The sequence below is a fragment of the Tenuifilum sp. 4138str genome, from assembly GCF_041102575.1.
Classification (GTDB): Bacteria; Bacteroidota; Bacteroidia; order Bacteroidales; family Tenuifilaceae; genus Tenuifilum; species Tenuifilum osseticum.
Map to the genome: position 1 here is coordinate 119082 of NZ_JBGCUE010000011.1, position 14960 is coordinate 134041.

Consider the following 14960-nt stretch of genomic DNA (forward strand, 5'->3'; position numbering starts at 1 on the left):
CAACCGTTTTTTTTCGATTGGCCTTTAAATATTAGTAACCGAATATTTGCTCCAATGTTACCTTAGTTACAGGCCCATAAAGTTTTTCCAGTTCCTGGAAATTCATGTCGGCCTCTTTACCTAAAATAATGTAAGTTTTTGGTTTCCCTTTTACGAATTGTTCCTGGAATTTTTTAACATCGTCAAAGGTATAAGTAGGTATTTGTGAATACAGTTTCTTACGAATATCTTCGTTCCAACCCATTCGTTTGGCATTCAGGTAGCTGTAAAGTACTCGCATGTTTCTTATCCGGTTGTTTCGGATATCGGAAATCAAAGCCTCCTTGGAAAGATTGAAGCCTATAGTATTTTCCGGCATAGCGTTGAACAGTTCGTTAAATGCGTTGAAGGCATCAACTACCTTATCGTTTTGAGTTGCAATGTAACTCATGTTTATGAAGTAATCGTCAGGTTTTGAGGGAATGGTGTATCTTGAGCGGGCCGTGTAGGCTAAGCCACGCTTTTCGCGCATTTCTTGGAAAACAATAGCATTCATGCCTCCACCAAAATACTCGTTGTACAAAGTAATAATGGGATAAAGGTTATCGTCGTACTTTTGACCCCTGCTTAAAGTTTGTAGGTACGATTGCTTTGCATCGTAGTGGGCAAAAAGCACTCTATCGGATGTTGTTTCAAGGGGTTCAAACCTTTTATTTTCCGGTGTTGGAATGAATTTTTTGGGTAAACGGTGCTCCTTGCTAAGCATATCCTTTAAATCGTTCGAGGCTAATGGACCATAGTAAAGAATTGTATGGGGGTATGAGCTGAAACTCTTGATTATACCAATTAGATCGTTGGCTTTTAGCTCACTAAGTTCTTTCTCGCTCAGTATAAATTTTTGGGGATTGCTATCTCCATAGGTAGCGTAGCTAACCAATGCTCTAAATACTGCCGATTGGTTACGTTTAGCATCGTTACGGGCTTTTATCTGGTTGGCAATATAGGCCTTTAGGGCTGACTCGTCGGGTTGACAATCGTTAAGTATTGCTTCCATTAGGTTTAAGGCCTTGACGGCATTTTCGCTTAAACCAGAAAGAGTAATGTAAGTATCTTCATCGTTAACATTAATGTTGAAGGTGCATGCCAAACGATAAAACTCCTGGCTAACCTCCTCCGCACTCAATTTTGAGGTTCCCAGTAGCTGTATGTAATCAGCTGCATGGGTCAGTGCCGGATTACTTAAACTACCAAACGGATAGTAGTAAACCAGGTTAAATGTACCATTCTCTGTGTTCTGCTTGTAAAGGACCTCGATATTTTTATTAAGCTTAATTTTGGTAATATCCTTATTATAGTCAATAAACACTGGCTCAACTGGTGTTACCTTAGTTTCCTTTACTTTCTTTAGAAAATCGGATTCAACATCGCGATTAATATGAATTGGAGTAATTGGAGGCTTAGCAACCTTTGCCACATCCTGGGGTTTACCCTGACGTTTATAAACCACAACATAGTTATCCCCCAGGTAATCGTTAGCAAATTTTACAACATCATCCTTGCTAATTTTTTGTAACCGTTCAATGCTATTAACCACATTTTCCCATTCAATACCATTAAGGAAAGCATTCATCATTAACCGGGCACGGCTCGATGCTGATTCAAGAGCTTTCATCCTGTTCAGCTTATAGTTGTTGATTGCTGCCTCAAGCATCCAATCAGGAAACTCTCCCTTTTTCAATAACTCAACCTGTTTTAATAGCAGATCCTTTACCTCGTCCAGTGACTGTCCCTTCTTATTTCGTCCGCCAAGCTGTAGGATTGAATAATCAGTCATCACTCTAGCTGATGCATAAGCCCTAAGTGCAAGCTGTTTTTTATTGATATTTAAATCGATAAGACCCGCTTTAGTGTTATAAAGAATGGAGTTAATAAGCGATAGCATATCGGCATCGGCCGAAGTTGCGCCGGCAAAACGGAATCCAATGGATACGTTCTCAGCCTCCAAGCCAACAACCTCATATTCCTTGGGTTGAATAATTGGCTCCTCAGGAACAATACTAAACTCAGGCAAGGGTTTTGCCTTAAGGGTTCCAAAGTACTTATCCACTATCTTTATTGCCTCGTCGGGGTTAAAATCGCCGGCAAGGATAACTGCCATGTTATTGGGAACATAATACTTGTCAAAGAACTCACGTATATTTTTCATTGAGGGATTCTTGAGGTGTTCAGCCTCACCAAGGGTAGTTTGCTGCCCATAGGGGTGATTGGGGAATAGACCACGCAACAGTGCCTCACCAGCTTTACGGGCATCGTTGGTTAACGACATGTTTTTTTCCTCGTAAACAGTTTCAAGTTCAGTGTGGAAAAGCCTGAGCACCGGATGGCTGAAACGGTTAGCCTGAATCATTGCCCAATTTTCAAGCTGATTGCTTGGAATATTCTCAATGTAAATGGTGTAGTCGTTTGATGTTGCAGCATTTGTCCCTGTTGAGCCAATGGCACTCATAAGTTTGTCGTACTCATTTGGAATGGCAAGCTTTGATGCCTCAAAGGAGATACTATCAATTTTATGGTAAATCGCAGCACGCTTGAGCGAATCGGTTTCGTTACGGTAAACCTCAAACAATTGCTCAATGGTATTGATCATCTCTTTCTCTTTTTCCCAGTTGAGCGTACCAAAATCGGGAGTTCCCTTGAACATCATATGCTCAAAGTAATGGGCTAAACCTGTGGTTTCCTTGGGATCGTTCTTACTCCCCACTCTAACGGCAACAAATGTTTGGATGCGGGGCTCATCCTTGGTTACTGACATTAACACCTTTAACCCGTTATCAAGGGTATAAATTCTTACACCCATTGGGTCGTTTGGAACAGTTTCGTACTTATACTGCTGTGCAAGGGCGTTAGCAGTAAAAACAGTAACTGCAAAGAGCAGTAACTGAATTTTTTTTAGTATTTGTTTCATAGCTTTTGTTGATTTAGGTTTTGATTTTGACTATTAAAAAAATTCAAAGTTTAACACCTCTGTTTTTAAACTTAGAAATTGTATTTTTATCAAAAAAGATATATGTTTATCAAAAAAATTTAAGTCCCATGAAACGTAAGCTAAAGATAAGGCAGAAAATTTTACTCTACATCCTAACGGTAACTGCAATTCTTTACGTTGCCTCCGTAGGTTACATCCTTTGGCAGTCGAGGGCAAATATTTATAGCGATGCCATTGAAAAAACCCAACTAACCGCAAAAGTATCGGCAAAAGAGGTAGGAGCAATATTTGAAAAGGAGTTATCGCTTGTCAGAACCCTTTCTCAGGCCTTTACAGTGTATAAAAATATGCCACATGAACAGTGGAAAAAGCTTTTTCTTGACATGTACATCCCTGTTTTAAGGGAAAACCCTGAAATTTACTCAATATGGGATAGCTGGGAGTACAAATCGTTTGTGCCGGGTTACGATAAGGATTACGGACGGTTTGTTATCACCACTTGGCGTGAGGGGAACGAGATAAAATGGCTATACGATGAGCGTAGCATAAATGGCGATCCTCCTATTTATGGTAAATACAAAAAGCTGGGGCAGGAAGCAATCTGGGAACCTTACGTTGACCAGGTTACTACCGGAAAAGCCGATATTAAACTGATGATTACCTACTACTCCCCCATTTACATCAACAATGCATTCAGCGGGATAGTGGCCAGTGATGTTAGCCTGGAAAGTCTCCAGGAGATGGTATCGAAAATTAAGCCGGTAAAAGGAAGCTTTGCGTACCTAATTTCAAACGAAGGAATAATTGCCGCACATCCTAGCAAAGACTTTATCAATAAAAAAATTGATGAAGCATTCAAAACTGATAACGAAAAAGAAAAGATTGCAGAAAGAATTGCCAAGGGCGAAGAATTCTACTACACAAAAACCGACGAAACAGGCAAACAACTACTTATTTGCCATTCACCAATAATTGCTGGCAAAACAAAAACTCCATGGTCATTAGCCCTATCGGTACCTGTTGATGTAATAATGGCGAATGCCAAGAAAACCCTTTACGTTTCGCTATTTGTTAGCATTGCAGGCTTACTTGTAATGGTGCTGGTATTGCTTTTTGTGTCCGACAACCTAACTAAACCCATAAAGCGCATTACCGATATCCTGAAACGAATGGCCAGGGGCGAAGTATCTGATGAGCTAAAGGTTGACCTCAATACTGGTGATGAAATTGAAGAGATGGCGTTAGCGCTTAACACCACAATTGATGGTATTGGTCATAAAACAACCTTTGCCAACGAGATTGGTAAAGGAAACTATACAACCTACCTAGAGCTACTCAGCGATAAGGATGTGCTTGGAAAATCGTTAATACACATGCGCGACAGCCTTAAAAAGGCAGCTGAAGATGAAGAGAAGCGTAAGGTTGACGATCAAAAACGTTCCTGGGCAAATGAGGGTTACGCAAAATTTGGTGAGATACTCCGCCAAAACAACAACGACCTACAAAAACTTTGCGATAGCGTAATTGCTGCATTGGTAAAGTATGTAGGAGCTAACCAGGGGGGAATTTTCCTTTGGAACGATGAGGACAAAACCAACCAATACTTTGAGCTGGTTTCAGCTTTTGCATGGGATAGGAAAAAGTATTTAACCAAACAAATTGAGAAAGGCGAAGGGCTTGTTGGCGCCTGCGCCATGGAAAAGGAAACCATCTTCATGACCGATGTACCTGACGATTACGTTAACATCACATCAGGTTTGGGCGACGCAAATCCCCGATGCGTGATTCTTGTACCCCTTAAACATGAAGATGAAGTTCTTGGCGTGATTGAAATGGCCTCGTTCAAGGTGCTAGAAAAGCACGAAATTGAATTTATTGAAAAGATTGCAGAAAGCATTGCCTCAACCATCCTTTCGGTTAAAATAAATGCACGTACTAAGATGTTACTGGAGCAATCGCAAATGCAAGCCGAAGAGATGAAGGCTCAGGAAGAGGAAATGCGCCAGAATATGGAAGAACTACAGGCCACCCAGGAGGAAGTTGAACGCAAATCGGCTGAAATTGAGGAGTTTATCAAATCAATTCAAAGCTCTGCATACGTTATTGAGTACGACCTTAACGGCAATATTCTGAATGTAAACGATTCCTTTATCCAGTTTGTTGGGGTTCCCCGTGAACAGCTAATTGGTAGCCACCATAGCGATAACCTTGAGCTTTCCGATGTACAAAAGAAGGAGTATGGAACATTCTGGGATAACCTTAAAGCCGGTATTAGCAAAAAGGTTAAATCGACAATTACCTGGAAAGGCAAAACATACCATTTCCTTGAAACCTATATCCCTGTAAAGGATAGCGAAGGAAGGGTTTACAAGATTATGAAACTTGCCTTTGAGGATGGTGAGTTCAAGTAGAAAAAAAAAGCGGCCTTTGTGGCCGCTTTTTTTTATAAGCCTATTAGCTTCATAATTGGATCGTCGCCACCAATCAACAGCTTTTCAGGGTTCTCAATCATCCGCTTGATATCCATCAGGAACGCAGCAGAATCCTTACCATCAATAATACGATGATCGTACGATAGGGCAACATACATAATAGGCCTAATTTCCACTTTGCCGTTTACGGCTACCGGCCTATCAACAATGTTATGCATGCCCAGTATTGCCGATTGTGGGTAGTTAAGAATGGGCGTGGAAAGCATTGACCCAAAAATACCACCATTGGTAATGGTAAATGTTCCTCCATTAAGCTCATCGAGGGTAATTCGCCCTTCCCTTGCCTTGGTGGCAAGCCTGAGTATTTCTTTTTCAATTTCAGCAAAACTCATGGTTTGTGCATTACGAAGCACAGGAACCATTAGCCCCTTAGGGGTTTGAACGGCAATCCCCATGTCAATGTAACTTGGGGTTACTATATCTTCGCCATCAATCATAGAGTTGGTCATGGGGTGTAACCTCAGCGCTTCAACTGCAGCCCGCACAAAGAAAGACATCAACCCTAACTTAACACCAAACTTTTGCTGAAAATCGTTTTGGTATTTTGCTCTAATCTCCTGCACACGGCTCATATCAACCTCGTTAAAGGTTGTAAGCATTGCCGTGGTATTTTTAGCGGTTACCAAGCGCTCGCTAACCTTTTTCCTAAGTTGCGACATTTTAATGCGCTCCTCGGAACGTTTCAAGGTTGGTGCTTCATTGCGCTTGTCAGAGGTAACTACAAGGTTATTTAATGTATCCTTAACCATTTGTACATCACCAGCCGTAATCCTCCTGAGACCATTAAGAACATCATCAATATTCATATTATACTCATGCATGAGTTCTCGTGCCAGCGGGGTAACCTTTACTTTATCAGCAATTTTATCTTCATGTGTCGGAAAATCTGCTTTTCCCTGGGCTGTTACTTCAGGCTTTTCAACTACTTCTAATTTTGGTTGACTCTCACTGTTGGCAGTGGGCATGGCTTTGGGAGATTTCCCTGCAAAGGATGTATCTATTCTGCAGCAAACCTCATTGACCTTTATCATGCCAACTGAAACAACTAGGGCGATTTTTCCTGCTTCTGGAGCAATGATTGGTAGTGTTGCTTTCTCCGATTCAACTTCGGCTATTTCCTGATCTTTTTCAACAATATCACCATCGGATACAAGCCAGCGCGTGAGTTCAACCTCCGATATCGACTCGCCGGGCGAAGGAATTCTTACATCTACGATCATAAATGCAATATTTTATAATTAACTACTTTCTTTCGAAATATTCGTACTGATTGAACCTATCGAATCGACGCGACCCTTCCTCGCACTGCAATCCGCAATACTTGTTCTTTAGCTCGCAGGTGCAGGGTCTAAATACCTTAGTGATTATCTCCTTTTGCTCCAGGTTATGAATCTTACTTAAACCAACAGCAGGACTTCCGCTTGGCGCCCTTGAGATAACCTCAAGGGGTACACCAGTTATCCTATCCTTTACAAAGTTCCATGCCCCCATATTTTGTGGCTCTTCCTGAACCCAGAGCCATTTCTTTGCGTTTGGATATCTATCGAGTATTTTTTCAACTTGACGAGATGGGAAAGGATATAGCTGCTCAATCCGAACCAATGCAATATCATTTACATCAAGTTCTTCCTTACGCTGCAGTAGATCATAGTAAATTTTTCCACTGCAGAATACAACTCGCGATACAGCTTTTTCGTCAACATTACTGTCGTCAATCACTTCTAGGAAATTGGCACTCTCAAGTTCCTGAAGGGTTGAAATATTTTTAGGGTGACGAAGTATACTTTTGGGTGTGAATACAACCAATGGGGTTCTGAAATCGCGCTTTAACTGCCTCCTTAATACGTGGAAAAAGTTGGCAGGTGTTGTAGCATTTACAATTTGCATGTTGTTGCGCGCAGAAAGGGTAAGAAACCGCTCTATTCGAGCGCTGGAATGCTCAGGCCCTTGCCCTTCAAAACCATGGGGTAAAAGAAGCACAAGCCCCGATTGCAACCCCCACTTATCTTCGGCTGAACTAATATACTGATCAATAATAACCTGAGCAACATTATGAAAATCGCCGAACTGTGCCTCCCATATGGTTAACCCATTAGGTAAAGCCACAGAATAGCCATACTCAAAACCTAAAACCCCATACTCAGAGAGGAGACTATTGTAAACTGAAAACTTTGCCCTAGCAATTGGAATATTTTGAAGCGGGTAATACTTTTCCTCGCTTCCCTGAATTGAGTACACTGAATGACGATGTGAAAAAGTTCCCCTCTCAGAATCTTGCCCACTTAAGCGCACCGGATGTCCCTCGGCTATAAGCGTCCCGTAAGCTAAAAGTTCAGCCATTGCCCAATCAACCTTTTGCTGGGTATAGTTCTGTCGTCGCTCATCAATTATCTTAACTAACTTTTTAAAAAAATCAATTCCTTTGGGTAACTCAAGTAAAGCGTTGGAGACCATATTAAGCATTTCCTTGCTTACACCTGTATGGGGCGATTTTTCGAAATCATTACTGGATGAGTACCTATAACCACTTGATTTTTCAGGAATAAACCTACCTATCCTGATTTTTGGATTTGCCTGCGCTAACACAAAACGTTCCTCGAGCATGGTATCGTAATCCTTCCTGATGGTAGCGGCATCCTCAACCGATATCACCTTAGTTTCAACCAACTTGGAAGTATAAATATCCCGTACATTGGGATGCTTTGCAATTAAATCGTAAAGTACAGGCTGGGTAAAGCGAGGCTCATCGCCCTCATTGTGCCCATACTTCCGGTAGCCTAGCAAATCAATAAAAACATCGCGGTGAAAGGTTTGACGAAACTCAACAGCCAAACGTATTACGTGCAATAATGCCTCTGGGTCATCGGCATTAACGTGGAAAACGGGCGATAGGGTTACCTTTGCCACATCGGTTGAGTAGGTACTGCTACGGGCATCAATATAGTTTGTAGTAAAGCCAACCTGATTATTTAGCACAATATGTATAGTTCCACCAGTGGAGTAACCACTTAGCCGCGACATCTGAATGGTTTCGTATACCACACCCTGGGCAGCAACAGCCGCATCGCCATGAATGATTATGGGAATCAAACTATTAACATCGCCCTGGTAGGCATCGTCAATTCGGGCACGAGCAATACCTTCGGCAACCGGGCCAACAGTTTCAAGGTGCGAAGGGTTTGGAACAAGGTGTAACCTTACCATTTTACCCTTATCGGTTTCAATGGTATTGCTGTAGCCTAAGTGGTACTTAACGTCGCCAAGGGTTGATTCATCGTCGTATGCCTCACCAATAAACTCGGCAAAAATTTCCTCGTAGGGCTTACGCATTATGTTGGTTATCACGTTTAAACGTCCTCTATGAGCCATTCCAATCACAAATTCCTTTACCCCATGCTCAGCACCATGTTCAATGGTAGTATCAAGTGCAGGTATAAGTGCCTCAAGCCCTTCCAGCGAGAATCGCTTTTGTCCAACAAACTTCCTATGTATAAACTGCTCAAACCCTACAGCTGCAGTTAGGTGGTAAAGAATATGCTTCTGTTGGTCGGGGCTAAACTGGGTATGGTTTAGGGTTCCCTCTACCCTACTCTGTATCCAATCAACCAGTTTTGGCTCCCGCAAGTACATGTATTCAACGCCAATACTACGGCAGTATATCCTGTTAAGCCTTTCAATGATTTCAGAAAGAGTAGCGTTAGGCAAACCTATTAGTTCACCAGCTTTAAATCGGTTGTCTAAATCTTTTGAACCTAATCCAAAGTTTTCGATATCAAGGGTTGGAGAGTAACTACGTCGAGTCCGAACCGGGTTGGTCTTTGTGAACAGGTGTCCCCGCATACGGTATGCTTCAATTAGCTTTATCACCTTGAATTCTGAGTCAGCAATACAATCCTGTGCGCTGTAAGAGCCAGAAATAGCCAGGTCGAAACCTAAAAAGAACTTTTGCCAGCCCTCATCTACTGAATTTGGATTACTCTTCCACCTCAGGTAAAGTTCATCAATAGTCTTAGGATCGATATTACCAAGAATGTTTTCCATACTCAAAAATTTTCAATAACCAACACTAAGCAGATAGTAAAGTTCAAAATAAGCCTCAATTTTGAGTAAAAAGATTTGTGCAAAGTCAACCGGTGTAACCAAACAGTTTTTTCTGCTTTATAGTTTTAACCACATACTTGGGCACCATGCTTTCCCATCGCTTATCGTTGCTTTGAATGAGGCTTAAAACCTCATCCGAGGTTATTTTAAGCCACTGCTCATTTACGCCTGTTAGGCTAACAATCAAATCGTTCTGCTTCAGGTAATGGAAAATGTGCATCACATCATCGGGTATTGTAATATCGGTGATGTACCTAATATTGCCAGTGTTTCGGTCAAGTGCAGGATAAATATAGAACTTTGTGCGGGCAGGAAACATTTTGCCTACAGCCTCAAGTAAGCCTCCGGGTAAATTTGCATAGTAGGATTTATCAAGCACCTTCATAAAAGTTGGTATACCCATAACTATTCTAAGGTTTTTATGCTTAAACCTTCCAAAGTAATCAACCAATCTATAAAACTCCCTAAAGTTTGATATTAAAACGTTTTGCCCCATCCCATTTAGCAAATCAACCCGATCCAGGAAATCGCGTTCTTTCAGCTCGCCTTCTTCAAGAAGATTATTAAGTGTGATTTCGCAGATCTGGAGGGTGTTATCGGGTTTAAACAATGCATTTTTCTTAAAATGAGCATAAGAAGTCTTTAATATATCGAAGCCCACGTAGGTAATTGGTCTGAAACGCCCCCTAAGTACCAAAGCGTTCTTCTTATACAGCATATCGTCGGGCTCCTGAACATTGCCATACCGATCGAAAAAAATCGCAGGGGTCATACCATTCTTTACCAGTTGAACTCCCAAGAGCCTATTGTCCACGTAATCCAGATCAGGCCCACTCATTCGAACCATGGTAATCTCAACCCTATCTGTTGAAAGATTATCCATAAGCGACTGTAGGAATAGTGTGGGGCTTTTATGGTAGTAAAAACAGGCATAAATAAGGTTTACGCCAAGAGTTCCTAAGGTGTACTGCTGCAAAATAGCATCGTTCTCATTCAGGCGAACATGAACAACCACCTCGTTAGCCGTGCCTTGTTTGGTAAGCTCAAAACGTACACCAAGCCAACCATGTCCCTGGTTATCCTTTCGGAAGTTAAGCGTTTCAACCGTGTTAGCAAAAACAAAGAAACGTTTATCGGGACTTCTTTCAGAGTTAAGCACATCAATTAGCTGTTTGTACTCAGCATCAAGCATTTGTTGTAGGCGTTTTAGGCACACGTACCGTCCGCTATCGCCATCGCTATACAGGTAATCGCTAAACACCTTATCGTATGCGGAGATGGTTTTAGCAATAGTACCCGATGCCCCACCTGCCTGGAAGAATGCACGTGCCACCTCCTGTCCACCTCCAATTTCAGCAATCGTACCATAAATTGTTGGATCAAGGTTTATGGCTAAAGCCTTACGCTTGGTGGTTAGTATATCGCGTTCCATGTGATGGTTTTGTATAAAATTACAAAAAAAAGGGTAGTTTGTTCAAACTTTTTGTGGTAAACACATTTTGTGAATCAATAAAAAAGGCCCTACGAATTGTAGAGCCAAAACCAAATAATTTATGTGATTACTATTCTCCTTTTATCAACTCAATGCTCCGCTTAACAAACCGGCTTAAGTCCTCCCCCCTAAGCATGTTGTTAGCCAGTAATGCCAGATCGATAAGCTGCTTTACCAGCTTGTAATTTTTACCAAAGTCCTTTAGGACTGTGCTACGTTCCTCCTCCAGCTTATCGAGCTGTTTTTCGGCATCGGCAAGGGCATCCTTATCGGCTTGGGGTATCTCCTCGTCCTTTTTACCTTTCTGAGCTTTTTCCAGCTCCTCAACCTTAGCCTTAACAGGCTTTATCTTTTCGTTAACCTCGTTGAGCCTTTCGCTAAGTTGCTTGCTTTTAGCCTCAATAATGGATTTAACCAGGGGGTGCGATACGTTAACCACAAGGTTACGGCTATCGGGCATGCTACCATAAAAACTTGAAGTTGGGCTCATGGCCGACATATCCTTCATGCGGCGCATGAACTCGGACTGGGTGATAACCACCGGATTTGCCCCCTCGCCAAGTTCCTCAAACGATACCCAGTAGTGGTCCTGAGCGGGTAGCGCACCCTCAAAAACTAACCTTAAATCGGCTTGTTCGTCGGCGGGTAAGCTAACCTCCTTTCGGTCCTCCTTAACAATGAGCTTGTCAATCACATCGGAATCGACACGGGCAAATCGGGTATCCTTCAGCTTGGTTTCCAAAGTGTTAATGAAATGTGGATCAAGTTGTCCGTCCATCAGCAGCACATCGTAACCACGAGCCTTTGCCTCCTGAATGTAGCTGTGCTGATCGTCCTTGTCGCTGGCATACAGGTAAACAAGGGTTTTGTTCTTGTCGGTTTGGTTTTCCTTTACCAGCTTTTCATACTCCTCAAAGGTGAAATATTTACCATCAACATTCTTGAGTAAGGCAAATTTCTCAGCACGTTCATAGAATTTTTCGTCGGTAATCATGCCAAATGTGATGAACAGCTTAAGGTCGTCCCATTTCTTCTCAAACTGTTCACGGTCATTCTTGAATATTTCCTGAAGCCTATCGGCAACCTTTTTGGTAATATGCGATGATATTTTCTTTACATTCGAATCGCTTTGCAGGTAGCTACGCGAAACGTTCAATGGAATATCAGGCGAATCGATAACGCCATGAAGCAATGTCAAAAATTCAGGCACAATACCTTCAACCGAATCGGTTACGTATACCTGATTGCAGTATAGCTGAATTTTATTCTTTTGAATGTCGAAGTTAGTTTTTATTCTTGGGAAGTAAAGGATACCAGTTAGATTGAAAGGATAATCCACATTCAGGTGAATGTAAAAAAGGGGCTCCTCCTGGGCGGGATATAAATCGCGGTAAAACTTTTGGTAGTCCTCATCCTTCAACTCGGCAGGTTTGCGAGTCCAGAGCGGATTGGTTTCGTTAATTATTCTGTCTTTCCCAGTATCAACCTCCTTGCCATCCTTCCATTCCTTTTCGGTTCCAAAGGCTATGGGAATGGGCAGGAACCGACAATACTTGCGAAGCAATTCCTCAATCCTATGATCTTCAAGGAATTCCTTTGAATCGTCGCTTATATGTAAAACAATATCGGTTCCGCGAGCTTCACGGTCAGCGTCTTCAATTTTATACTCAGGTGTTCCGTCGCAACTCCAGCGAACGGGTTTGGCACCATCCTGCCATGAGCGGGTAATAATCTCCACCTTATCGCTAACCATGAACGATGAGTAGAAACCTAGCCCGAAATGGCCAATAATTCCGTTAGCCTGAGCTTTATACTTTTCCAAAAACTCCTCGGCACCGGAAAAAGCAATTTGATTGATATAGCGGTCAATTTCATCGGCGGTCATGCCCACACCGCTATCGCTAATTGTAAGTGTTCCCTTTTTCCTATCAACCTTCACCCTGATGGTAAGGTCACCAAGCTCTCCCTTAAAATCGCCAACCGATGCTAAAGTTTTTAGCTTTTGGGTGGCATCAACGGCGTTGGAAATTAACTCCCGTAAAAATATCTCATGGTCAGAATACAAAAACTTTTTTATTATTGGGAAAATGTTCTCAGTGGTTACGCCAATTTTTCCTGTTTGCATTGTACATCAATATTTTAGGTTCAACATTATCGATACATAACGTACCCTACCTTTCAATTCCAATGCCAACAAAGGCGATGATAAAGATATCAAAATGAATTTTTAAGTATCAACCTGATAGTCAATATAATGACAAAGCGCAAAGGAGTTGACAAGAAAATGTCAATTAGGCAAGCGTATGCAATTTTGTCAGATTAAATAGTAACCAATAAGTAGATATGACGCAGTGATAATGATTGTCCCAATCCAGATATACAACGCTATTTTAAAATCTTTTTTTCTTTGTGCCAGGGCTTGTTTGCTGAATAGCAATGCGATATGGTTGTTTATTCGTAGTAGTGCGCTATCGTCCTTATTGATAACAGCCACAGCACCAAGTTTTTTAACGTAACCACCATACTCCTGTTCATCCTCATTGGCAAGCATAATGGCATTTACAAAGGGTTTAATCTTTTTGAGCGATTCAAGAATCTCTATACCATTCATCAGGGTTTGATTCTTTTCATCGTAAAATGTATAGCCAATAAGGGCAACATGAGTTATGCGCCTGCTGAGCTTCTCGTTTTTTAAAAAGTTAATAAACTCCTCGCCATTTGCGAATTTTTTGATATAAAAGGGTTCTGAGCATTCAATACCATTAAAAAGTATATCGGACCACTCAATGCTGTAATCAACAATGTAGATTGCTATTTTCCTTCTTATTTTATCAAGGGTATCCATTCCTGCCATGTGTTGACTACAGTTATTTTGGTTATATATACTAAATCGATGCGGTAAAAGTATTATTCATTTCAATATGAGTAAAGGCTAAACTACATTGTAATACAAATGTATAAAATTTTAAACCGAAGTGCCATGAATTAACAAATCCAACAGGGCTAATTTTTGAGGAATGAATTGGAATAGACAGAATATGATGGAGTTAGAGGAAGTTTGAGGAAGTTTGAGTCCGTTAAACGTGAATCGTGAGCCGTGAAACGCAAGATTTGAGGCGGAATGAATCGGAATGAGTCAGAATGAGTCGGAATAGATAGAATATTATGGAGTTAGAAGAAGTTAGAGGAAGTTAGAGGAAGTTTGAGTCCGTTAAACGTGAGCCGTGAGCCGTGAAACGCAAGATTTGAGGCGGAATGAATCGGAATGAGTCAGAATGAGTCGGAATAGATAGAATATTATGGAGTTAGAAGAAGTTAGAGGAAGTCAGAGGAAGTTTGAGTCCGTTAAACGTGAATCGTGAGCCGTGAAACGCAAGATTTGAGGCGGGAATGAGTCGGAATGAGTCGGAATAAGCAGAATGTGATGGAGTTAGAGGAAGTTAGAGGAAGTTGGAGGAAGTTGGAGGAAGTTGGAGGAAGTTTGAGTCCGTTAAACGTGAATCGTGAGCCGTGAAACGCAAGATTTGAGGCGGAATGAATCGGAATGAGTCAGAATGAGTCGGAATAGATAGAATATTATGGAGTTAGAAGAAGTTAGAAGAAGTTAGAGGAAGTTAGAGGAAGTTTGAGTCCGTTAAACGTGAGCCGTGAGCCGTGAAACGCAAGATTTGAGGCGGGAATGAGTCGGAATGAGTCAGAATGAGTCGGAATAGATAGAATATTATGGAGTTAGAAGAAGTTAGAAGAAGTTAGAGGAAGTTAGAGGAAGTTAGAGGAATAGTAAAAGGTGAACGGCTAAACCAAATGGCCATGAATTAACAAATACAACCAGGTAACTAAACCACTATGGATTGAAAATCCATAGGTTTTATTAAACGGGAAAGAATGAAATTCTTTAATCTTTTTCTAA

The 14960-nt window shown here is 41.5% G+C and carries 7 protein-coding genes; 1 reads left to right on the forward strand and 6 read right to left on the reverse strand.

Going from position 1 to position 14960, the window contains the following annotated elements; translation table 11 throughout:
• Positions 1 to 31 precede the first annotated feature (31 nt).
• Entirely contained in the window at positions 32 to 2944 is a 2913-nt protein-coding gene (locus AB6811_RS10975; RefSeq protein WP_369490509.1) for a M16 family metallopeptidase, read from the reverse strand.
• Positions 2945 to 3072: 128 nt separating this feature from the next.
• Between AB6811_RS10975 and AB6811_RS10980 the strand changes: the two genes are divergently transcribed.
• Complete coding sequence (locus AB6811_RS10980) at positions 3073 to 5376, forward strand: cache domain-containing protein (RefSeq protein ID WP_369490510.1); 2304 nt, start codon at positions 3073 to 3075, stop codon at positions 5374 to 5376.
• Positions 5377 to 5408: 32 nt separating this feature from the next.
• Here the strand turns inward: AB6811_RS10980 and odhB are convergent, their stop codons facing one another.
• The 5 genes from odhB to AB6811_RS11005 form a co-directional block, all read right to left on the reverse strand.
• Positions 5409 to 6677 (reverse strand): 2-oxoglutarate dehydrogenase complex dihydrolipoyllysine-residue succinyltransferase, encoded by a 1269-nt coding sequence (odhB, locus tag AB6811_RS10985; RefSeq protein WP_369490511.1) that lies wholly within the window; start codon positions 6675 to 6677, stop codon positions 5409 to 5411.
• A 22-nt stretch (positions 6678 to 6699) separates the two neighbouring features.
• A complete protein-coding gene (locus AB6811_RS10990) occupies positions 6700 to 9498 on the reverse strand; it encodes a 2-oxoglutarate dehydrogenase E1 component (protein ID WP_369490512.1) in 2799 nt (932 codons plus the stop codon).
• A gap of 85 nt (positions 9499 to 9583) precedes the next feature.
• Positions 9584 to 10990 (reverse strand): hypothetical protein, encoded by a 1407-nt coding sequence (locus AB6811_RS10995; RefSeq protein ID WP_369490513.1) that lies wholly within the window; start codon positions 10988 to 10990, stop codon positions 9584 to 9586.
• A gap of 130 nt (positions 10991 to 11120) precedes the next feature.
• Entirely contained in the window at positions 11121 to 13175 is a 2055-nt protein-coding gene (htpG, locus tag AB6811_RS11000) for a molecular chaperone HtpG (protein ID WP_369490514.1), read from the reverse strand.
• A gap of 189 nt (positions 13176 to 13364) precedes the next feature.
• Positions 13365 to 13895 (reverse strand): response regulator, encoded by a 531-nt coding sequence (locus tag AB6811_RS11005; protein WP_369490515.1) that lies wholly within the window; start codon positions 13893 to 13895, stop codon positions 13365 to 13367.
• Positions 13896 to 14960 lie beyond the last annotated feature (1065 nt).

Excerpts from the sequence above, each read along its gene's own strand:
- AB6811_RS10975 (WP_369490509.1), bottom strand. The coding sequence starts at position 2,944 with ATGAAACAAATACTAAAAAAAATTCAGTTACTGCTCTTTGCAGTTACT.
- AB6811_RS10980 (WP_369490510.1), top strand. The coding sequence starts at position 3,073 with ATGAAACGTAAGCTAAAGATAAGGCAGAAAATTTTACTCTACATCCTA.
- odhB (WP_369490511.1), bottom strand. The coding sequence starts at position 6,677 with ATGATCGTAGATGTAAGAATTCCTTCGCCCGGCGAGTCGATATCGGAG.
- AB6811_RS10990 (WP_369490512.1), bottom strand. The coding sequence starts at position 9,498 with ATGGAAAACATTCTTGGTAATATCGATCCTAAGACTATTGATGAACTT.
- AB6811_RS10995 (WP_369490513.1), bottom strand. The coding sequence starts at position 10,990 with ATGGAACGCGATATACTAACCACCAAGCGTAAGGCTTTAGCCATAAAC.
- htpG (WP_369490514.1), bottom strand. The coding sequence starts at position 13,175 with ATGCAAACAGGAAAAATTGGCGTAACCACTGAGAACATTTTCCCAATA.
- AB6811_RS11005 (WP_369490515.1), bottom strand. The coding sequence starts at position 13,895 with ATGGATACCCTTGATAAAATAAGAAGGAAAATAGCAATCTACATTGTT.